Source organism: Mycolicibacterium thermoresistibile (assembly GCF_900187065.1).
GTDB classification, from domain to species: Bacteria; Actinomycetota; Actinomycetes; order Mycobacteriales; family Mycobacteriaceae; genus Mycobacterium; species Mycobacterium thermoresistibile.
Map to the genome: position 1 here is coordinate 2,236,196 of NZ_LT906483.1, position 20,750 is coordinate 2,256,945.

At 71.4% G+C, this 20,750-nt stretch carries 22 protein-coding genes; 20 read left to right on the forward strand and 2 right to left on the reverse strand.

All coding sequences use genetic code 11. The annotated features are described in order from the left end of the window. The first annotated feature begins 28 nt into the window (after nucleotides 1–28). From argC to CKW28_RS10490, 9 genes are read left to right on the forward strand one after another with little or no spacing between them, the layout of a single operon-like run. A complete protein-coding gene (gene argC, locus CKW28_RS10450) occupies nucleotides 29–1,063 on the forward strand; it encodes an N-acetyl-gamma-glutamyl-phosphate reductase (protein ID WP_003923814.1) in 1,035 nt (344 codons plus the stop codon). Then, complete coding sequence (gene argJ / locus CKW28_RS10455; RefSeq protein WP_003923813.1) at nucleotides 1,060–2,256, forward strand: bifunctional glutamate N-acetyltransferase/amino-acid acetyltransferase ArgJ; 1,197 nt, start codon at nucleotides 1,060–1,062, stop codon at nucleotides 2,254–2,256. Before argC ends, argJ begins: the two co-directional genes overlap by 4 nt. Next, entirely contained in the window at nucleotides 2,253–3,146 is an 894-nt protein-coding gene (argB, locus tag CKW28_RS10460) for an acetylglutamate kinase (RefSeq protein ID WP_003923811.1), read from the forward strand. Before argJ ends, argB begins: the two co-directional genes overlap by 4 nt. Beyond that, nucleotides 3,143–4,336 (forward strand): acetylornithine transaminase, encoded by a 1,194-nt coding sequence (locus CKW28_RS10465; RefSeq protein ID WP_003923809.1) that lies wholly within the window; start codon nucleotides 3,143–3,145, stop codon nucleotides 4,334–4,336. Before argB ends, CKW28_RS10465 begins: the two co-directional genes overlap by 4 nt. Nucleotides 4,337–4,341: 5 nt before the next feature. Then, nucleotides 4,342–5,268 (forward strand): ornithine carbamoyltransferase, encoded by a 927-nt coding sequence (gene argF, locus CKW28_RS10470; protein WP_003923808.1) that lies wholly within the window; start codon nucleotides 4,342–4,344, stop codon nucleotides 5,266–5,268. After that, on the forward strand, nucleotides 5,265–5,759 hold the full coding sequence (locus CKW28_RS10475; RefSeq protein WP_003923807.1) for an arginine repressor: 495 nt from the start codon (nucleotides 5,265–5,267) through the stop codon (nucleotides 5,757–5,759). Before argF ends, CKW28_RS10475 begins: the two co-directional genes overlap by 4 nt. A gap of 28 nt (nucleotides 5,760–5,787) precedes the next feature. Continuing rightward, nucleotides 5,788–6,990, forward strand: coding sequence for an argininosuccinate synthase (locus CKW28_RS10480; protein ID WP_003923805.1), 1,203 nt, complete (start codon nucleotides 5,788–5,790; stop codon nucleotides 6,988–6,990). Then, nucleotides 6,987–8,399 (forward strand): argininosuccinate lyase, encoded by a 1,413-nt coding sequence (gene argH / locus CKW28_RS10485; RefSeq protein ID WP_003923803.1) that lies wholly within the window; start codon nucleotides 6,987–6,989, stop codon nucleotides 8,397–8,399. Before CKW28_RS10480 ends, argH begins: the two co-directional genes overlap by 4 nt. Then, nucleotides 8,396–9,283 carry an alpha/beta hydrolase gene (locus CKW28_RS10490; RefSeq protein WP_003923802.1) on the forward strand — a complete coding sequence of 296 codons (888 nt, stop codon included), beginning with the start codon at nucleotides 8,396–8,398 and terminating at the stop codon, nucleotides 9,281–9,283. Before argH ends, CKW28_RS10490 begins: the two co-directional genes overlap by 4 nt. 46 nt (nucleotides 9,284–9,329) lie before the next feature. On the opposite strand, the gene CKW28_RS10495 is transcribed toward CKW28_RS10490, so the two are convergent. Next, nucleotides 9,330–9,791: a hypothetical protein gene (locus CKW28_RS10495; RefSeq protein WP_131588005.1), complete on the reverse strand. Its 462-nt coding sequence runs from the start codon at nucleotides 9,789–9,791 to the stop codon at nucleotides 9,330–9,332. Between the two features lie 23 nt (nucleotides 9,792–9,814). Beyond that, on the reverse strand, nucleotides 9,815–11,617 hold the full coding sequence (locus CKW28_RS10500) for an ABC-F family ATP-binding cassette domain-containing protein (RefSeq protein ID WP_040546028.1): 1,803 nt from the start codon (nucleotides 11,615–11,617) through the stop codon (nucleotides 9,815–9,817). A 128-nt stretch (nucleotides 11,618–11,745) separates the two neighbouring features. On the opposite strand from CKW28_RS10500, the gene CKW28_RS10505 reads away from it, so the two are divergent. From CKW28_RS10505 to CKW28_RS10555, 11 genes are read left to right on the forward strand one after another with little or no spacing between them, the layout of a single operon-like run. After that, entirely contained in the window at nucleotides 11,746–12,639 is an 894-nt protein-coding gene (locus tag CKW28_RS10505; protein WP_003923798.1) for a phosphate/phosphite/phosphonate ABC transporter substrate-binding protein, read from the forward strand. 2 nt (nucleotides 12,640–12,641) lie between these two features. Beyond that, entirely contained in the window at nucleotides 12,642–13,469 is an 828-nt protein-coding gene (locus CKW28_RS10510; protein WP_003923796.1) for a phosphonate ABC transporter ATP-binding protein, read from the forward strand. Then, the gene (gene phnE / locus CKW28_RS10515) at nucleotides 13,466–14,293 is read left to right on the forward strand and encodes a phosphonate ABC transporter, permease protein PhnE (protein WP_003923795.1); all 828 of its coding nucleotides are present in this window, start codon (nucleotides 13,466–13,468) and stop codon (nucleotides 14,291–14,293) included. The genes CKW28_RS10510 and phnE overlap by 4 nt, the downstream gene beginning before the upstream one ends. Then, the gene (locus CKW28_RS10520) at nucleotides 14,290–15,039 is read left to right on the forward strand and encodes a GntR family transcriptional regulator (protein ID WP_234785064.1); all 750 of its coding nucleotides are present in this window, start codon (nucleotides 14,290–14,292) and stop codon (nucleotides 15,037–15,039) included. The genes phnE and CKW28_RS10520 overlap by 4 nt, the downstream gene beginning before the upstream one ends. Next, a complete protein-coding gene (locus tag CKW28_RS10525) occupies nucleotides 15,036–15,452 on the forward strand; it encodes a phosphonate C-P lyase system protein PhnG (RefSeq protein ID WP_003923792.1) in 417 nt (138 codons plus the stop codon). Before CKW28_RS10520 ends, CKW28_RS10525 begins: the two co-directional genes overlap by 4 nt. Next, on the forward strand, nucleotides 15,452–16,018 hold the full coding sequence (locus tag CKW28_RS10530) for a phosphonate C-P lyase system protein PhnH (RefSeq protein ID WP_003923791.1): 567 nt from the start codon (nucleotides 15,452–15,454) through the stop codon (nucleotides 16,016–16,018). The genes CKW28_RS10525 and CKW28_RS10530 overlap by 1 nt, the downstream gene beginning before the upstream one ends. Then, a complete protein-coding gene (locus tag CKW28_RS10535; protein ID WP_003923790.1) occupies nucleotides 16,018–17,079 on the forward strand; it encodes a carbon-phosphorus lyase complex subunit PhnI in 1,062 nt (353 codons plus the stop codon). Before CKW28_RS10530 ends, CKW28_RS10535 begins: the two co-directional genes overlap by 1 nt. Further along, nucleotides 17,076–17,963: an alpha-D-ribose 1-methylphosphonate 5-phosphate C-P-lyase PhnJ gene (locus CKW28_RS10540; protein WP_040546003.1), complete on the forward strand. Its 888-nt coding sequence runs from the start codon at nucleotides 17,076–17,078 to the stop codon at nucleotides 17,961–17,963. The genes CKW28_RS10535 and CKW28_RS10540 overlap by 4 nt, the downstream gene beginning before the upstream one ends. Continuing rightward, entirely contained in the window at nucleotides 17,960–18,796 is an 837-nt protein-coding gene (locus CKW28_RS10545; protein ID WP_003923788.1) for an ATP-binding cassette domain-containing protein, read from the forward strand. Before CKW28_RS10540 ends, CKW28_RS10545 begins: the two co-directional genes overlap by 4 nt. Then, nucleotides 18,793–19,485: an ATP-binding cassette domain-containing protein gene (locus CKW28_RS10550; protein WP_003923787.1), complete on the forward strand. Its 693-nt coding sequence runs from the start codon at nucleotides 18,793–18,795 to the stop codon at nucleotides 19,483–19,485. Before CKW28_RS10545 ends, CKW28_RS10550 begins: the two co-directional genes overlap by 4 nt. Then, complete coding sequence (locus CKW28_RS10555; RefSeq protein ID WP_003923786.1) at nucleotides 19,470–20,672, forward strand: alpha-D-ribose 1-methylphosphonate 5-triphosphate diphosphatase; 1,203 nt, start codon at nucleotides 19,470–19,472, stop codon at nucleotides 20,670–20,672. The genes CKW28_RS10550 and CKW28_RS10555 overlap by 16 nt, the downstream gene beginning before the upstream one ends. Nucleotides 20,673–20,750: the final 78 nt, after the last annotated feature.

Below are 20,750 nucleotides of genomic sequence, written 5' to 3' on the forward strand. Positions count from 1 at the left end.
TTATGCATAATCATGCAGAATCGTCGCCATGACTTCTGTCGCGGTCGCCGGCGCCAGTGGATACGCCGGCGGTGAGATCCTGCGCCTGCTGCTCGGCCACCCCGCCTACGCCGACGGACGGCTGACCATCGGCGCACTGACCGCCGGCGCCAGCGCCGGGACCACGCTGGCCGAGCATCACCCGCACCTGGTGCCGTTGGTCGACCGGGTGCTGGCGCCCACCGAGGCCGAGGTGCTGTCCGGTCATGACGTGGTGTTCCTCGGGCTTCCGCACGGACACTCCGCCGCGCTGGCCGAACAGCTCGGCCCGGACACCGTGATCATCGACTGCGGCGCCGATTTCCGGCTCACCGACGCGGTGGACTGGGAGCGGTTTTACGGTTCGCCGCATGTGGGCAGCTGGCCCTACGGGCTGCCGGAACTCCCCGGTGCGCGGGACCGGCTGCGGGGCGCGCACCGGATCGCGGTGCCGGGCTGCTATCCGACCGCCGCGCTGCTGGCGCTGCTGCCCGCCGTCGCGGAGAACCTCGTCGATCCCGCGGTGACCGTGGTCGCGGTCAGCGGCACGTCGGGGGCGGGCCGGGTGGCCAAGCCGGATCTGCTCGGCGCGGAGGTGATCGGGTCGGCGCGCGCGTACAACGTGGGCGGCAAACACCGGCACACCCCGGAGATCGCGCAGGGTCTGCGGGCGGTCACCGACCGGGAGGTCACGGTGTCGTTCACCCCGGTGCTGATCCCGACCTCCCGCGGCATCCTGGCCACCTGCACGGCCCCGACCACCGCGTCGCCCGCCGAGTTCCGGGCCGCCTACGAGAAGGCGTACGCCGACGAGCCCTTCGTGTTCGTGCTGCCGGACGGGCAGCTGCCCAAGACCGGGGCGGTGCTGGGCAGCAACGCGGCCCACATCGGGATCGCCGTCGACACCGACGCCAGGACGTTCGTCGCGATCGCCGCCATCGACAACCTGGTGAAGGGCACCGGCGGCGCCGCGGTGCAGTCGATGAACCTGGCGCTGGGCTGGCCGGAGACCGAGGGCCTGACGGTGGTGGGGGTCGCCCCGTGAGCAAGCTGCTGCGGACCCAGGGCGTCACCGCACCCGCCGGCTTCCGCGCCACCGGGATCTCCGCCGGCATCAAGGCCTCCGGCGCGCTGGATCTGGCGCTGGTGTTCAACGAGGGGCCGGACTACGCCGCGGCCGGGGTGTTCACCCGCAATCAGGTCAAGGCCGCGCCGGTGCTGTGGACCCAGCAGGTGCTGACCACCGGGCGGCTGCGCGCGGTGATCCTCAACTCCGGCGGCGCCAACGCCTGCACCGGCCCGCAGGGCTTCGCCGACACCCACGCCACCGCCGAGGCGGTCGCCAAGGCACTGTCCGACTGGGGCACCGAGACCGGCGCGGTGGAGGTCGCGGTGTGCTCCACCGGGCTGATCGGGGACCGGCTGCCGATGGACAAGGTGCTGCCCGGGGTCACCGCGATCGTGCACGAGATGGCCGGCGGGCTCACCGGCGGCGACGAGGCGGCGCGTGCCATCATGACCACCGACACGGTGCCCAAACAGGTTGCGCTGCACCATGACGACGATTGGACCGTCGGCGCGATGGCGAAGGGCGCGGGCATGATGGCCCCGTCGCTGGCCACCATGCTGTGCGTGATCACCACCGACGCCGTCGCGGATGCGCCCGCGCTGCAGCAGGCCCTGCGCCGGGCCGCGGCGAAGACGTTCGACCGGCTCGACATCGACGGCAGCTGCTCCACCAACGACACGGTGCTGCTGCTGTCCTCCGGAGCCAGCGAGGTCAGGCCCAGCCAGGAGCAGCTCGACGAGGCGGTGCTGCAGGTCTGCGACGATCTGTGCCGGCAGCTGCAGGCGGACGCCGAGGGGGTCACCAAACGGGTGTCGGTCACCGTCACCGGCGCGCCCAGCGAAGACGACGCGGTGGCCGTCGCCCGCACCGTGGCCCGCGACAGCCTGGTCAAGACCGCGCTGTTCGGTTCCGACCCGAACTGGGGCCGGGTGCTCGCCGCCGTCGGCATGTCCCCGGTGACGATCGACCCAGACCGGATCTTGGTGTCGTTCAACGGATCCCCGGTGTGCATCGGCGGTGTCGGGGCGCCCGGGGCGCGTGCGGTCGACCTGTCCGGGGAGGACGTCGACGTGGTGGTGGAGTTGGGTCTGGGCGACGGGCGTGCCACCGTGCGCACCACCGACCTGTCGCACGGTTATGTCGAAGAGAACTCGGCGTACAGCTCATGAGTGACGTGGTGGAACCCCTGATGGTGGATCGCAAGGTCAAGGCGTCGGTGCTGTCCGCCGCGCTGCCGTGGCTCAAACAGCTGCACGGCAAGATCGTCGTGGTCAAGTACGGCGGCAACGCGATGACCGACGACACCCTGCGTGAGGCGTTCGCCGAGGACATGGTGTTCCTGCGCAACTGCGGCATCTACCCGGTGGTGGTGCACGGCGGCGGACCGCAGATCAGCGCGATGCTGCAGCGCCTCGGCATCGAAGGCGATTTCAAGGGCGGTTTCCGGGTCACCACCCCGGAGGTGCTGGACGTGGCCCGGATGGTGTTGTTCGGCCAGGTCGGCCGGCAACTGGTGAACCTGATCAACGCGCACGGCCCGTACGCGGTCGGCATCACCGGTGAGGACGCGCAACTGTTCACCGCGGTTCGGCGCAGTGTCACCGTCGACGGGGTCGCCACCGACATCGGCCTGGTCGGCGACGTGGAGAAGGTCAGCACCGACGCGGTGCTCGACCTCATCGGCGCGGGCCGGATCCCGGTGGTGTCCAGCCTGGCGCCGGACACCGACGGGGTGGTGTACAACATCAACGCCGACACCGCGGCGGCGGCGCTGGCCGCGGCGCTCAGGGCCGAGAAACTGGTGATGCTCACCGACATCGAAGGCCTCTACACCGACTGGCCGAATCGGGAGTCGCTGGTCAGCGAGATCGACACCGCCGAGTTGGAGAAGCTGTTGCCGGGCCTGGAATCCGGCATGGTGCCCAAGATCGAGGCCTGTCTGCGCGCGGTCAACGGCGGGGTGCCCAGCGCCCACGTGATCGACGGCCGGGTCGAACACTGTGTGCTGGTGGAGTTGTTCACCGACGAAGGGACGGGCACGAAGGTGGTGAGCGCGTGAGCGGCTCGAAGGGCCGGCACACCCTGTTGGACCGGTGGCAGGGCGTGATGATGAACAACTACGGCACCCCGCCGCTGGCGCTGGTCAGCGGGGACGGCGCGGTGGTCACCGACGCCGACGGCAAGTCCTACCTCGACCTGCTCGGCGGTATCGCGGTCAACATCCTGGGCCACCGCCATCCGGCCGTCATCGAGGCCGTCACCCGCCAGCTCAACACGCTGGGGCACACGTCGAATCTGTATGCCACCGAACCGGGTGTCGCGCTCGCGGAGGCCCTGGTCGGCCATCTCGGCGCGCCCGCGCGGGTGTTCTTCTGCAACTCCGGCGCCGAGGCCAACGAGGTCGCCTTCAAGATCAGCCGGCTGACCGGGCGCACCAAGGTCGTGGCCGCCGAAGGCGGTTTCCACGGGCGCACCATGGGCGCGCTGGCGCTGACCGGCCAGCCGTCCAAACGCGAACCGTTCGAACCGCTGCCCGGCGATGTCATCCACGTGCCCTACGGCGACGCCGGCGCGCTCGAGCGCGCTGTCGACGACACGACCGCCGCGGTGTTCCTCGAACCGATCATGGGGGAGGGCGGGGTCGTCGTCCCGCCCGCCGGATACCTGGCCGCGGCCCGCGAGGTGACCGCCCGCCACGGCGCCCTGCTGGTGCTTGACGAGGTGCAGACCGGAATAGGCCGCACCGGAACGTTTTTCGCGCACCAGCACGACGGCATCACCCCGGATGTGGTGACCCTGGCCAAGGGGCTCGGCGGCGGCCTGCCGATCGGGGCGTGCCTGGCGGTCGGGCCGGCGGGCGATCTGCTCACCCCGGGCATGCACGGCTCCACCTTCGGCGGCAACCCGGTGTGCACGGCGGCGGCCGTCGCGGTGCTCGGGGCGTTGGCCGAGGGGGATCTGATCAACCGCGCCGACGTGCTGGGCAAGAAGCTCAGCCACGGCATCGAGGAACTCCGGCATCCGCTGGTGGACCACGTCCGCGGCCGCGGCCTGCTGTGTGGGGTGGTGTTGAACGCGCCGCAGGCGAAGGCCGCCGAGGCCGCCGCCCGGGACGCCGGATTCCTCGTCAACGCCGCCGCGCCCGAGGTGATCCGGCTGGCCCCGCCGTTGATCATCACCGAGACCCAGATCGACGAGTTCCTGGCCGCGCTGCCCGGAGTCCTCGACACCGCGAAGGAGGCGTCGTGAGCACGGTGATCCGCCATTTCCTGCGGGACGACGATCTGACGCCCGAGGAGCAGGCGGAGGTGCTCGCGCTGGCCGCCGAGCTGAAGAGGGATCCGCTGTCGCACCGTCCGCTGGAGGGGCCGCGCGGGGTGGCGGTCATCTTCGACAAGAACTCCACCCGCACCCGGTTCTCGTTCGAGATCGGCATCGCCCAGCTCGGCGGTCACGCCGTGGTGGTGGACGGGAACACCACCCAGCTCGGCCGCGACGAGACGCTGCACGACACCGGAAAGGTGTTGTCCCGTTACGTCGAGGCGATCGTGTGGCGCACCTTCGGACAGGACCGGCTGATCGAGATGGCGGCCGGTGCCACCGTCCCGGTCGTCAACGCGCTGTCCGACGAGTTCCACCCGTGCCAGGTGCTCGCCGATCTGCAGACGCTGGCCGAGCGTAAGGGTTCGTTGGCCGGGCTGCGGCTGACCTACCTCGGTGACGGCGCCAACAACATGGCGCACTCGCTGCTGCTCGGCGGCGTCACCGCGGGCATCCACGTCACCATCGCCGCACCCGCCGGGTTCGCCCCCGATCCGGAGGTGGTGGCCGCCGCCGAACAACGCGCCCGGCGCACCGGCGCCACCATCGCCATGACCGACGATCCGCGGCGCGGCGCCGCCGGCGCCGACGTCCTGGTCACCGACACCTGGACGTCGATGGGCCAGGAGGACGACGGCCGGGACCGGGTCCGGCCGTTCCGGCCGTTCCAGCTGAACGCCGACCTGCTCGGCGAGGCGGACCCGGAGGCGGTGGTGCTGCACTGCCTGCCCGCGCACCGCGGCCACGAGATCACCGACGAGGTGATCGACGGACCGCAGAGCGCGGTGTGGGACGAGGCCGAGAACCGGCTGCACGCCCAGAAGGCGTTGCTCACCTGGCTGCTGGAGCGACGTCGATGACCAGCAGCGGTCCGGAGGTCGCCACCACCCGCGCCGGCCGCCAGGCGCGGATCGTGGCGCTGCTGTCGACCCACGAGGTGCGCAGCCAGAGCGAACTCGCCGCGATGTTGGCCGCCGAGGGGATCGAGGTGACCCAGGCGACGTTGTCGCGTGATCTGGAGGAACTCGGCGCGGTGAAGTTGCGCGGCGCCGACGGCGGGGGCGGGGTCTACGTGGTGCCCGAGGACGGCAGCCCGGTGCGCGGGGTGTCCGGCGGCACCGAACGGCTGTCCCGGCTGCTGGGGGAGCTGCTGGTGTCCACCGACTCCAGCGGCAATCTGGCGGTGTTGCGCACCCCGCCGGGCGCGGCGGATTATCTGGCCAGCGCCATCGACCGGGCTGCGCTGCCCTACGTGGTCGGCACCATCGCCGGTGATGACACCATCTTCGTAGTCGCGCGCGAACCCATGACGGGCGCCGAACTGGCCGCCAACATCGAGAAGCTGCAATAGCACATCTGCAATTAAGGAGAACGATCACATGTCCGAACGCGTCATCTTGGCGTACTCCGGCGGTCTCGACACCTCGGTGGCGATCAGCTGGATCGGCAAGGAGACGGGTCGCGAGGTGGTGGCGGTGGCCATCGACCTGGGGCAGGGTGGTGAGGACATGGAGGTCGTCCGCCAGCGCGCCCTGGACTGCGGCGCGGTGGAGTCGATCGTCATCGACGCCCGCGACGAGTTCGCCAACGACTACTGCGTCCCCGCGATCCAGTCCAATGCCCTCTACATGGACCGCTACCCGCTGGTGTCGGCGCTGAGCCGACCGTTGATCGTCAAGCACCTGGTCAAGGCGGCCCGAGAGCACGGCGGCACCATCGTCGCGCACGGCTGCACCGGCAAGGGCAACGACCAGGTCCGCTTCGAGGTCGGGTTCGCCTCACTGGCGCCGGATCTCGAGGTGCTGGCGCCGGTGCGGGATTACGCCTGGACCCGGGAGAAGGCGATCGCGTTCGCCGAGGAGAACAACATCCCCATCAACGTCACCAAGCGGTCGCCGTTCTCCATCGACCAGAACGTCTGGGGCCGCGCGGTGGAGACCGGCTTCCTGGAGCATCTGTGGAACGCCCCGACCAAGGACGTCTACAGCTACACCGAGGACCCGACCGTCAACTGGAGCACCCCCGACGAGGTGATCGTCGGTTTCGAGCAGGGTGTGCCGGTGTCCATCGACGGCCGGTCGGTGACGCCGCTGCAGGCGATCGAGGAGCTGAACCGGCGCGGCGGGGAACAGGGTGTCGGCCGCCTCGACGTGGTCGAGGACCGGCTGGTGGGCATCAAGAGCCGGGAGATCTACGAGGCGCCCGGCGCGATGGTGCTCATCACCGCGCACACCGAGCTGGAACACGTCACGCTGGAACGTGAGCTCGGCCGGTTCAAGCGCATCACCGACCAGAAGTGGGGCGAGCTGGTCTACGACGGTCTGTGGTTCTCACCGTTGAAGACCGCGCTGGAGTCGTTCGTCGCCAAGACCCAGGAGCACGTCACCGGTGAGATCCGGATGGTGTTGCACGGCGGCCACATCGCGGTCAACGGGCGCCGCAGCCCGAAGTCGCTGTACGACTTCAACCTGGCGACCTACGACGAGGGCGACACCTTCGACCAGTCGGCGGCCAAGGGCTTCGTGCAGATCCACGGCCTGTCGTCGAGCATCTCGGCCCGCCGGGACCTGCAGGGCCAGTGAGCACCAACAAGGGATCGCTGTGGGGTGGGCGGTTCGCGGGCGGGCCGTCGGATGCGCTGGCGGCGCTGAGCAAATCCACCCATTTCGACTGGGCGCTGGCCCCTTATGACATCACCGCGTCCAAGGCGCACGTGCGGGTGCTGCACCGCGCCGGGCTGCTCACCGATGAGCAACGCGACGGTCTGCTCGATGGGCTGGACCGGCTGGCCGACGACGTGGCGGCGGGCCGGTTCGTCCCGGACGACACCGACGAGGACGTGCACGGTGCTCTGGAGCGCGGCCTGATCGAACGTGTCGGGCCGGAACTGGGTGGCCGGCTGCGGGCCGGCAGGTCGCGGAATGACCAGGTGGCCACGCTGTTCCGACTGTGGCTGCGGGACGCCGTCCGCTCCGTCGGCGCCGGTGTGCTCGACGTGGTCGACGCCCTGGCGGATCAGGCCGCGGCGCATCCCACCGCGATCATGCCGGGTAAGACGCATCTGCAGTCCGCGCAACCGGTGCTGCTGGCCCACCATCTGCTCGCGCATGCGCATCCGCTGCTCCGCGATGTGGACCGGCTGCTGGATTTCGACCGCCGTGCGGCGGTGTCGCCGTACGGGTCCGGGGCGCTGGCCGGGTCGTCGCTGGGACTGGACCCCGACGCGATCGCCGAGGAGCTCGGCTTCAGCGCCGCGGCCGACAACTCCATCGACGCCACCGCCGCCCGTGACTTCGCCGCCGAGGCGGCGTTCGTGTTCGCGATGACCGGGGTCGATCTGTCCCGGCTCGCCGAGGACATCATCCTCTGGAGCACCACCGAATTCGGCTATGTCACGCTGCACGACTCGTGGTCGACCGGCAGCTCGATCATGCCGCAGAAGAAGAACCCCGACATCGCCGAGCTGGCCCGCGGCAAGTCCGGCCGGCTGATCGGCAACCTGGCGGGTCTGCTCGCCACGTTGAAGGCCCAGCCGTTGGCCTACAACCGGGATCTGCAGGAGGACAAGGAACCGGTCTTCGATTCGGTGGCGCAACTGCGGTTGCTGTTGCCGGCGATGACCGGTCTGGTGGCCACCCTGACGTTCGACACCGCACGAATGGCCGAGCTCGCGCCGCTGGGTTACACCCTGGCCACCGACATGGCCGAATGGCTGGTGCGGCGCGGGGTGCCGTTCCGGGTGGCGCACGAGGCGGCCGGCGCCGCGGTCCGGGCGGCCGAGGCGCGCGGGATCGGGCTGGAGGAACTCAGCGACGCCGAGCTCGCCGAGATCCATCCCGAGCTGACGCCGCAGGTGCGCGAGGTGCTCACCGTCGAGGGGTCGGTCAACGCCCGCGACGCGCGCGGCGGCACCGCACCGGTCCAGGTGGCCCGCCAACTCGACTTGGTGCGTGACACGGCGTCGCGGCTGCGCCTACGTTTGGAGGGGTGAGCACCCCGGTCACCTTCCCCGCCGGCGGTGAGACCTGCGTCGGGCGGCTGTACGGGGACGCACCCGGGCCGGCCGATGCGCGAAAGCCGTGTGTGGTGCTGTGCCATGGTTTCGGCGGCACCCAGGACACCCCGGCGTTCACCGCCACCGCCCGGGACTTCGTGCGGGCCGGATATCTCGCGCTCACCCTCGACTACCGCCGATTCGGTGAAAGCTCCGGGCTGCCCAGGCAATTGGTGAACATCGCCGATCAGCTCGACGACATCGCCGCCGCCGTCGGGCACGCCCGCACGCATCCCGGGGTCGACCCCGACCGGATCGTGCTCTGGGGCACGTCGCTGGGCGGCGGTCACGTGGTCACCGCCGCGGCGCGGGATCCGCGGATCGCGGCGGTGATCGCGCAGATCCCCTACAACGGCTTCCCGAGGAAGGTGGAGGGCAGGTCGACGGCGGCGACGCTGCGGCTGCTCGCGGTGATGGTCCGCGACGCGACCCGCGGCGCGCTGGGACTGTCGCCGGTGTACATCAAACAGGTCGGTCCGGCGGGGGAGACGGCCGTGATCGCCGGCGCCCGGGCGCAGCAGACCGTCGACGCGATGACGAGCGCGACCTGGCGCAACGAGGTGGCCCCGCGGTCGCTGTGGGACATGTGGCGTTACCGGCCCGGTGCCCACGCGTCGTTCGTGCGTGCCCCGCTGCTGGTGTGCCTCGGTGCGAATGACGCGGAGACGCCGGCGGAGAAGGCGGCCGAACTGGCCCGGCGCGCCCCCCGGGGTGAGCTGCGCACGTATGACCATGCGCATTTCGAGTTCGACCGCGACGACGTCCGGCGCCGGGTGACCGCCGATCAGCTGGCGTTCCTGGCCCGGGTGCTGCCCCGGTAGCCGGTCAGTCGCCGCCCGTCAATCGCCGCTGGTCAATCGTCGCTGGTCAATCGTCGTCGTTGCAGATCTTCACCTCGAGGCGGCCGTCGTCGACGTCGAGCTCCAGATCGAGTTGCTCGGCGTCGCGGCGGAACTCGATCTCCACCTCGCCGGGCTCCCGCTCGTCGACCTGATGGGTCCAGCCCTCGGCGGGGGTGACCGACTCCACCGTCAACCGGCCGTCGGCGAACGTCACCACCGCCGAGCCGGCCTCGAACACCTGATACCGGCCGTCGGGGGCCGGATCGATGCGGACGCACTGATCGCGGGCCGGCCGCATCGGCGTCCCGTCGGCCGGCGGGGCGTTCTGCTCACCCGGCCCCGCGGGCCCGGTGGTGGTCGTGGCTTCGGTGGTCGCGGCCGGTTCGGTCACGGTCACGGTGGACTCGGTCTGATCGGACGACCCGCACGCGACCAGGAGCAGAGCCGCCCCCGCGAACGCCGTGACGCCCAGTGTCGTGGTTCTCATCACCCCACGGTACGTCGGGGTGGTCACCCGTCGGCGGTGATCAGCCAGTCCTCTTCCAGTCGGGTTTTGCGTCGCTGCAGTTCGCCGAGTTCGGTGTTCAACTCGGCCAACCGCACATGATCGGATGCGGCGGCGGCCATCGCCTCGTGCAGTGCGGCGATCTGCCCGTCGATCTTGCTCAGTTGGCCCTCGATGCGGGTCAGCTCCTTGGCGATACGGCGCTGCCGTGCGGCCGGCGACTCGCCCTTGCCGGCTCCGGCTCCGGTCGCCGCGGGGGACTTCGCCGTCGGGGCCTTCCGTGCCGCCCGGTCACCGGCCCGGTCACTGAGGTACTGGTCGACCCCGCCGGGCAGCAGATCGCAACGCCCGCCGCCGGTCAGCGCATAGGTGACGTCGCTGACCCGTTCCAGGAAGTAGCGGTCGTGGGTCACCACGATGACGGTGCCCGGCCAGCCGTCCAGGTAGTCCTCGATGACCGTCAACGTGTCGATGTCGAGATCGTTGGTGGGTTCGTCCAGCAGCAGCACGTTCGGTTCGTCGAGCAGCAGCCGCAGGAACTGCAGCCTGCGGCGCTCACCGCCGGACAGATCGGCGATCCGGGTGGTCAGCTTGTCACCGGTGAAGCCGAAGTCCTCCAGCAGCGTCGCCGCGCTGATCTCCCGGCCGCCGGCGAGCTCGGTGATTCGGCGCCGGTTCTCCACGGCATCGAGCACCCGGTCGGAGCCGTCGAGCTCGTCGAGCGCCTGGCTGAGATAACCGATCTTCAGCGTCGCCCCGCGTTTGACGGTTCCGGCGGTCGGTTGCAGCTGTCCGGCCAACATCCGCAGCACCGACGTCTTGCCGGTGCCGTTGACCCCGACCAGCCCGATCCGGTCGCCCGGGCCGATCGACCAGTCGATGTTGTCCAGAACCACCCGCGGCGGTTCGCCGACCTCGAGCCGGACGCCGTGCAGATCGAACACGTCCTTACCCAGCCTGCTGGTGGCGAACCGTTGCAGCACAACGGAGTCCCGCGGCGGCGGCTCGGTGGCGATGAGCTCGTTGGCCGCCTGGATCCGGAACTTGGGTTTCGACGTGCGGGCCGGCGGTCCGCGGCGCAGCCAGGCCAGCTCCTTGCGCAGCAGGTTGCGGCGACGGGTTTCGGCGGTGGCCGCCAGCCGCATCCGCTCGGCGCGGGCCAGCACATATGCGGCATATCCGCCCTCATAGGCGTCGACGGTGCCCTTTCCGGAGGCGGAGTGCACCTCCCAGGTGGTGGTGCAGACCGCATCGAGGAACCAGCGGTCGTGGCTGACCACCACCAGCGCCCCGGTGCGCCGTGCGGTCCGCCCGGACAGATGCGCCGCGAGCCAGGCGATCACCTCCACATCGAGGTGGTTGGTCGGCTCGTCGAGCACCAGCACGTCGTGGCCGCCGATCAGCACCGCGGCCAGCGCCACCCGGCGCCGTTCACCGCCGGACAACGTGTCGACGGAACCGTCCAGGTCGATCCCGCCCAGCAACTGCTCGACCACCTCACGGGTGGTGGGGTCGGCGGCCCAGACATGGTCGGGCCGGCCCGCCACGATCACCTCGCGGATCGAGGCGTCGCCGAAATCGTCGCCCTGGCGCAGATATCCGACCGACAGACCGGAGGTGTGGGTGACCCGCCCGGAGTCGGGTTCACGCTCGCCGGTGAGCACCCCGAGCAGCGTCGACTTGCCGTCCCCGTTACGGCCGACCACCCCGATCGCGTCACCGTCGGCGACGCCCAGGCTGACCTCGTGCAGCAACACCCGGGTGCCGTAGCCGACGGTCACACGTTCCAGATTGATCAGGTTCGCCATCTCCCGGCGATGATATGCGGTCCGACATGTGATCTTGTTTTCGCCGTCGATCACCGTTCACCCGCAGTTCGGCGCCGTTGTCTACACATCTAGATGCCATCTGGTGGAGCTACGGGAACGGGAAAACGATGTCAGGACGCAGGATCTTCGTCGGCGCGGCGGCCGCGCTCACCGCGGCGGCCGTCGTGGTCGGATGCGGCAGCGAATCCACGAGTGAACCGCGGGGCGGCACGGTGCGCCTGGCGGTGACCGACCTTCAGGGTCTGGAGGAACTGCAACGCGAGTTCGGCGCGTTCAAGGACACCTTCGAAGAGCGGTCCGGCCTGCGGATCGACTTCTTTGCGGTCACCGACCGCACCGCCGCCGCGGCGGCGCTGCAGGCCGACCGGGTCGACGTGGTGTTCACCGGACCGGCCGAATACGTCGTCATCCACGAGCGCACCGGCGCCGAACCGATCGTGGCGTTCGAGCGCGACAACTACCGTTCCTGCATCTACACCACCGCCGACAGCGGGATCACCGAGGTGGAGCAGTTGCGCGGCACCAAGATCGCCATGACCGACGTCGGATCCACCAGCGGCCACCTCGGACCGTCTCAGATGCTCGTCGACGCCGGCCTGAACCCGGGCGCCGACATCGAGGTGCTGACCATCGGCGACGCGGTGCACGCCGCGCTGAAACGCGGTGACGTCGCCGCCGTCGGGGTGGGCTGCCACGACTACGAGGAGTTCCTCGCCGACGAGGCCGATCCCGAGCGGTTTCCGCTGCTCGAAGAGGGACCGGTGCTGCCGCCGGATCTGTTGATGGCCCGGGCGGGGCTCGACGAGCAGACGATCGACACCATCCGCGACACGTTCACCGGACACTACGACGAGCTGCTGGCGGCCATGCTGGAGGGCAAGGACAACGCCAAGTACCAGAACGCCGAACTCGTCGAGGTGACCGACCGGGACTACGACGAGGTCCGGTCGATGTACCGCGCCGTCGGTGTCGACGACTTCTCCGAATTCCTCGGGAACTGACGATGACCGCCCCGGCCACCGGCGCTCCCACCGCGCCGCCGGATCCCACCGCGGCGCGCACGGCCACGCCCGGCACGTCCACTGCGATCGAGGTGACCGACCTGCGGGTGCGGTTCCGCCGCTGTCGCACCGACGCGCTGGCCGGCGTGAATCTGACCGTCCGGCAGGGCGAAACGGTCGCGCTGATCGGCACCAACGGCGCCGGCAAGTCGACTCTGCTGCGCTCCCTGGTGCGTTTGGTCGAACCCGTCGGCGGGCGGATCACGTTGGGCGACACCGATGTCACCGCGGCGTCCCGGCGCGAACTGCGGACACTGCGCCGCGATGTCGGATTCGTGTTCCAGCGGTTCCATCTGGTGCCGCGGCTCACCGCCTTCCACAATGTGGTGCACGGGGCGATGGGCCGGCGCGGCACCCGGTGCGCGTCACCGCTGACCGCACCGGGGGAGGTCCGGCGGGAGGCGATGCGCGCTCTGGAGCGGGTGGGGCTGGCCGATCACGCCGATCGCCGGGTCGACACGCTCAGCGGCGGTCAGCAGCAACGGGTCGCGGTCGCACGGATGCTGATGCAACGCCCACGGATCGTGCTCGCCGACGAGCCGGTCGCCAGCCTCGACCCGAGTTCGGCCAACACCGTGCTGGAGCTGCTCACCTCGGTCGCCACCGAAGGCGGAGTGACGGTGGTGATGGCCCTGCACCAGATCGACCTCGCCCTGCGGTATGCCGACCGGGTGATCGGGTTGCGCAACGGGACACTGGATTTCGATCAACCCGCCCGGTCGTGCGATACGGCACGACTGGATCCGATCTTCGCGCGGGCAGACACATGACGACGGCGACCGGCACCACCGGCCGGAGTGCGCCGCCGCGGCTGCGCCGCCCCGGCGTGCCCACTCTGGTGATCGTGCTGGTGGTGGGTGCGCTGCTGGTCCACGGCTGGACCCAGGGCGCCGCGGTGCGGCCGGACTCGCTGGCCACCGGCGTGTTCCGGCTCGGTGAGTTCGTGCAGGACGCGGTGCCGCCCGACACCGGCCGGCTCGGCCCGATCCTGGCCGCGTTGCTGGTCACGGTGCAGATGGCGCTGCTCGGAACCCTGCTCGGAGTGCTGGCCAGCCTTCCGCTGGCCGTGCTGGCGGCCCGCAACACGACCCCGCACTGGTCCTTGTACACCGTCAGCCGGCTGATCGTGACGGTCAGCCGCACCATCCCGGATCTGGTCTGGGGATTGATCTTCGTGATCGCGGTCGGGCTCGGACCGGAGGCGGGGGTGCTGGCCATCGCGGTGGACGTGATGGGCTTCTGCGGCCGGTTCTTCGCCGAACGGATCGAGGATCTCGAGCCCGGCCGGCTGGAGGCGCTGCGCGCGCTGGGGGCGACCCGGTCGGGCGTGCTCCTGGGCGGCGTGCTGCCGGCCTGTCTGCCGTCGTTCGTGACCACATCGATGTTCGCGCTGGAATCCTCGGCACGCTCCTCGGTGGTGCTGGGGCTGGTCGGGGCCGGCGGTATCGGTATCGAGCTGGCGACCTCGATGACGCTGCTGCGCTACGACGAGGCGCTGACCATCATCCTGTGCATCCTCGCGGTCGTCATCGTCTTCGAACGGATCTCCGCGGCGATCCGGCGGCGCGTCCTGCCGGCGGTGGAGGCGACATGACCCGGACGGCCACTCCGATGCGGTCCACGACCATCAACCGGTTCGCCGACCGTCCGCTGTACCGCCAGCTCAGCGAGGTGCTGGAGGCGCGGCTGATCGAGCGGGCCCGGCCGGGCGACCGGCTGCCAAGCGAGGCGGAGTTGTCGGGGCAGTTCGGCGTCAACCGGCTCACCGTGCGCCGCGCCCTGCATGAGCTCGCACAGCGTGGGATCATCGAAACAGTCCACGGCAGAGGGTCGTTCGTCGCCCGGCAGCCGGTTCGCTACCGCCTCTCAGCCACGCGGGACGCGAGTTTCACCCGCGGTATGCGCGAACTCGGACACCCGGTGCGTATCGAGGTGCTGGGCGCCGAGACCACCCGGTGTCGCAGGCTGCGCACCGAACTGCACACCGCCGGGGAGGTGCTGACCACCACCACGCTGCGGCACGTCGACGGACAACCGTGGTCGGTGTCGGTGACCTCGATCGCCCTCGACCGTTTCCCCGGTATCGCGCAGCAGTGGTCCGGCAGCACGTCGCTGTTCGACTTCCTGTGGCAGACCTTCGGCGTCCGGATGCGGCGGGCCTACCGCAGCTTCTCCGCGGTGCTGGCGGACCTGGCCGAGGCACAGCATCTGGGGTTGCGCACCGGTGCTCCGGTGCTGGAGATGCGGGGGCTCAACGTGGATCAGCACGGGGCACCGGTGGCCGTGGTGCGGCACCGTTTCCGCGGTGACCGGGTGGAGTTGACGGTGGATCTGGCATGAGGGCCGAACAGCGGGCCGAGGCGCTGTCCGCGGCGGACGGGTCCGCCCTGGAGGAGCTGGCCGACGAGATCCTGGCCACAGGGGTGGCGGTCGAGGTCACCGCCGGACCGGAGTCGGTGAGCGCGCCGGTACGGGTCCCGGTGCCGGGGGCCGGCGACACCACGGTGGTGCTCGGCCATGTGGCGCTGACCCGCTGCGCGGTGACGCTCTCCGGGGTGCGCGGCGACGGTATACGCCCCGGCCACGACCTGGTCGGCGCGGTGGCCGCGGCGGTGTGCGACGCGGAATGCGAGCGGCGCGGACCGCACGCCGGCCGCGTGCTCGAGCTGTGCCGCGCCGCCGAGCAGGCCCGGGCCCGCCGCGACGCCGACCGGGCCGAGATGGTGCGGACGACGAGGGTGGACGAGACGTGATGTGGGACATGGTTCATGACGGACGCGAAACCTTCCTGGCGGTGATGCGCGCGATGTGCGCGCCCGGGACACCTATCCGGCTGCCCCGGCCGGTGCCGCTGTGCGGGGAGCGGGACCTCGACGGCGCCGCGGCGATCCTGCTGGCGCTGCTGGACCGGGGTCTGACGCTGGCCGTGGCGGGCCCGGCGCTGGTCCAGCGTCTCGGCGCCGCGGTGATCGCGCACACCGGTGCGGAGACGACCGGGCTGTCCGATGCGGACTGGGTGCTGGTACACGGCCCGGCGGCCGACGCGATCACCCGGGCCCGCCGCGGCAGCACCGATCGCCCGGAGGCCGGCGCCTCCATCGTCATCGCGGCATCCGGTCCGGCCATACCGGTCGTCGTCAGCGGGCCCGGTGTCCACGGACACACCACCGCCCACATCGCGCTCGACGACCTGGCGGTACACGCCTTCACCGCGGCGAACGCGGCCGCACCGTGCGGCGTGGACCTGTTCGTGGTGACCGGTCAGCAGGTGACGGCGCTGCCGCGTAGCGTGTCCGTCCAGCCGGGGGTCACGGTCTGATGTACGCCACCATGCGGGAGACCGCGGGGCTGGAGGCGGCCCGCGCCCTCGTGACGCATCGGCCCGGCGGCGGCGAGCGCACCGACACCTCGCTGCTGGAGGAACAACTGTGCGCCGAGGCCGGACTGTGGGAACCGGCGGTGGCCCGCCGGGCCCTGCACCAGTCGCGCGGCGACATCGCCCATGCCGTGTCGATGCTGCGGGTCTGGGCGGCCACCCAGCCCCATGTCGCCGCGGCGGCGGTTCGCCCCGACGACGTGGTCGTGCTGCGTCGGCTGTCTTCGGCCTACCCGCAGATCCCCGGCGGTCAATGGCTCGGTGCGGCACCCGAACTCATGCCCCGTGAGCTGGACTGGTCCCAACCCGCGCCCGGCGACGGGCCGGCGGCGCCCGAACCGCCCGAACAGCCGCCCGGGCCGGGACCGGACGCGAAACCACCCACCCGGGCCGGCACACCGCGAGTGCGCGATCTCATCGACGGTGTGGCGATGCGGCGTCCACCCGTCGACGGTGACGGGGCCGATCCGGCCGCGACGGTGCCGGCGCCGCCCTATCCGCGGGCGGCGGTGCTGGCCCTGCTGGCGCGTGGAGAGACCGGTGCGCTGGTCGCCCTCGCGGCACTGATCCTGGGCCGGCGTTCCGAGGCCGTCCTGGTGGAGCTCACCGTCGGGGTGGCCGGTGTCCGGGTACCGCACCCGCGCACCGGTGTGCCCTGTCTGGCCGCCGAGGTGCCGGTCACCGAGGTGGAGGTGGTGCTCGACGCGGAGGTCGACGGGCGGCCCGGGCTGGCCACCGGTTGGGGGGCGTCGCTGGGCACCGTGGAACGACGGGCCATCGCACTGGCCCTGCTCGACGCCGCCATGCAGGCCGACCGGGAACTGCGCGAACCACTGCTGCTGGACCCTCAGACGGTGCTGGCGGCGACCGACGGGCCGGCCACCAACGGCTTCGTCGAACACCTCAGATTGCCGCACTACGCCGGCTTCACCGCCTACCTGGCCCGGGCCGTGCCGGACCCCACCACACCGATGACCGAGAGCCGCATGAGAGAAGCACCATGACAACCGTTTCCGAGCACCCGACGGTGGCCCGGCTGGCCGCCGGCCACGGCCGCACCCAGGCGTACGCCTACCTCGACGAGGACACCAAGCGCACCGTGCGCCGCGCGATCCTCAAGGCGCTGGCGATCCCGGGTTGGCAGGTGCCGTTTGCGTCCCGGGAGATGCCGGTCGCGCGGGGGTGGGGCAGCGGGGGACTGCAGGTCACCCTGGCGCTGGTCGGACCCACCGACGTGGTCAAGGTCATCGACCAGGGTGACGACCACTCGGTCAACGCGGCCGCGATGCGCGACCTGATCAGCCGGTCGGCACAGTGCGGGGCGACCACGAGCACCCGCGCGGCGACCATCATCCAGAGCAGGCACCGCATACCGGAGGCGGATCTGCGCCCGGATCAGATTCTGGTGCTGCAGGTTCCGCACCCCGAGCCGTTGCGCCGGGTGATCCCGGACGAACTCGAGGCGCGGCGCCGCCACGCCGCCGGCGACTACTCGCCGGCATGGCTGGACCTCTACGACGCCCAGGTGCGGCTGGGCGGGCCGCGCACCGGCGCCGACCACCCGGTGCTGGTCGACGGGACCCGGTTGATGAGCCCGAGCCCGATACCCCGCCACGACGTGCTGAGGCTGGACCGTCGCCCGCATCCGATCCTGCTGGGCGCCGGCCGACGCGCCCGGATCACCGCGCTGCCGCCCCACACGCCGGTACGCCCCCTGGAATTCGACGATGTTCCGCTGACGGCCGAGATGGCCGCCGCGCCGTGCCACCGGTGCGCCGGCACCACCTCCTACCGGGTGCCCACCGACGCCGCCGGCCCGGACACCGGCCTGCTGTGGTGCTGCAGCGACATCGACGCCTGCCACGAACGTCGCGGCGGTGCCTCATGACCGTCGACGCCGCGCCGGGACCCGTCCCGACACTGCTGCCGCCCGAACCGGTGCTGTCGGTGCGCGAACTGTCGCACCGGTACGGGCCCGGCTGCCCCGACTGCGTGGAACACACCGGCCCGGCGGCCGGCACCAACCGCTGCCCGATCTGCGGGTCGATCATCGCGATCCACGCCGCCACCTTCGATGTGGGCCCGCGTGAGGTGCTCGGCATCGTCGGCGAATCCGGTTCGGGCAAGACCACGCTGCTGCGCTGCCTGTACCGGGCCGGGACGGCGGTGTCCGGCTCGGTCCGCATCGACGGTGAGCCGGTCCGGCGGTCGGCGGTGGTGATGGTGCACCAGAACGCGCTCGCCGCCGGTCTGCACCTCCGGCTGGCGGCGGAGGCCAATGTGGCGCAGCGGCTTCTGGAACGCGGCTGGCGCGGTTTCGGCGCCATCCACGACCGGGCCGGGGCGATGCTGACCGAGCTGGGCCTGAACCCGGAACGGCACACCGACCCGTTGGAGACCTTCTCCGGCGGTATGCAGCAGCGGGTCCAGCTGGCCCGGGCACTGGTCGATCCGCCCCGGTTGCTGTTGCTCGACGAACCCACTACCGGGCTGGATCCCTCGGTGCAGGCCGGCCTGCTCGACGCCGTGCAGCGGGTCACCGGGCGGCTCGACTCGGCGACGGTGGTGGTCTCCCACGATCTGGCCGCGGTGCGGGTCCTGGCGTCGCGGATCCTGGTGGTGTATCACGGCCGGATCGTCGAAGACGGTGTCGCCGAACAGGTTCTGGAAGACCCTCGGCACCCGTACACCCAGCTGCTGGTGTCGTCGAGGTTGACATGAGCCACACCACGCGACGCGGCGCCGCGCACGAGATCACCGTGCGGGCCCTGACCAAGGAATTCGGGACCGGACCGTCCGGCCGCGGCGCCGTGCTCGACGGTGTCGACCTCACCGCACGGCCCGGCACGCTGACGCTGATCGTGGGCGGGCCGCTGACGGGCAAGACCACGCTGGCGCGGTGTCTGACCGGAACGTACCGCCCGGACGGCGGGCGGATCGGCTACCGGCTCGGCGGGGAACAGGTCGACCTCGCCACCGCACCCGCCCGCACCGTGGCCTGGCTGCGCGGCCGCCACATCGCCAGGTTCGACGAACCGGTGGCCGCACCACCCACCGTGCCCGCCGTGACGGCGGTGACCCGGGCCGCCGGCTGCGACCGCCCGTCGGCGATCAGGACGCTGCGGCAGCTGCAGGCGGTGGACGTGACCACGTGCGCGGTGGGCCGGTTGCGCTCCCGGGACCGGGACGCGGTGGCGCTCGCCGCGGCGCTGGCCGCCCGACGCCCGTTCGTGGTCCTCGACCAGCCGGAAAGAAGCTGTCCGGCCGGGATATTGGCGGCCGAACTGGAACGCATCGTCGCCGCCGGTGCGGCGGTGGTGGTGACCGCGGCGCCCCGCACGGAGCTGACGTCGATCGCCACCGAGGTCGGTGAGCTGAGGGAAGGAAGACTCACATGGCACACACCGTGATCGAACGGGTGACGGTCGTTCCGGGCCGGGGCAGACCGGTGCTGCCCTCGGCGACGGTCAGCCTCGACGCCGCCGGCCGCGTCACCGCGATCGATCCGGATCCCGGTGCGCCACCGTACGATCCAGCGCCGGACGACATGCCGACCGGCAGCCTGCTGCTGGTGCCGGCCGCTGTCGACCTGCACCTGGACAACCTCGTGCAGCGGCGCCGGCCCCGCGCCGGGGTCACCCTGGACCACGCGGCGGTGATCACCGCCCTGGACGCCGAATGCGCCGCGTCCGGAATCGCCACGGTGTGCGTGGCGGCCCGCTGTGAACACTCGCCGCACAAGGGCATCGACATCGCCGATGCCGCCCGCCTCGCCGCGGTCGTCGAGGACCTGGGCCCGTCGCTGAGTTGCGACTGGCGCATCCACGCCCGGGTCGAACTCACCGACGACGGCGCGGTCGACGCGCTGCACGCGGTGCTGGCGGCGTCGTCCCGGGTGGCGCTGATCTCGCTGATCGAGACGTCGGTGCAGCGGAGCCGGTTCGGTTCGCTCGCCGAGACCCGCGCGTTCTACGCCGAGGACTGGGGGGTGAGTGAGGCCGAGGTCGAGGAGGTGTTCGCGGTCGACCCGGCCCGGCTGGCCCGCGTCGACGGCCGGCGCGCCGACGTGGCCGCCCTGGCCGTGGCCCGGGGCATCCCGTTCGCCGGTCACGACGACCGCACCCCCGAGCACGTCGAGCAGAGCCACGAACTGGGCGCGCGGATCGCCGAATTCCCGCTGACCATGGCCGCCGCACGGCACGCCCGGCAACGCGGCATGCACGTGGTGCTCGGCGCACCGAACGCCTACCGCGGGCGGTCCACCTCGCCGGGCAACGTGCTGGCGGCCGCGGCGGTGTCCGCAGGCGTCTGCGACATCCTGTGCTCCGATTACCTTCCCGCGGCCCTGCAGACCGCGCCTCACATCCTCGCCCGGAACGGGGTGGCGCCGCTGGCACGGACCGTCGATCTGGTGTCGGTGAACCCGGCGGCGGCCCTGGGCCTGCCCAGCCCGGCGATCGATGTCGGCGCACCGCTGACCGCGGCGCTGCAGCAGGTGTCGACCGGCGGTGCACCGGTGGGCCTCGCCCTGTGGCGCGACGGGCGGTTGGTCTTCAGTCGTACGGGTTCCGGCGCGCGGGCCGAACCGGCCCGATGACCTCCCCGGTGATCGCGGCGGCCACCTCCGCACGCTGTGCAAAGATGGCTGTGGAGCCGGAAAGCGGGCACACAGCGA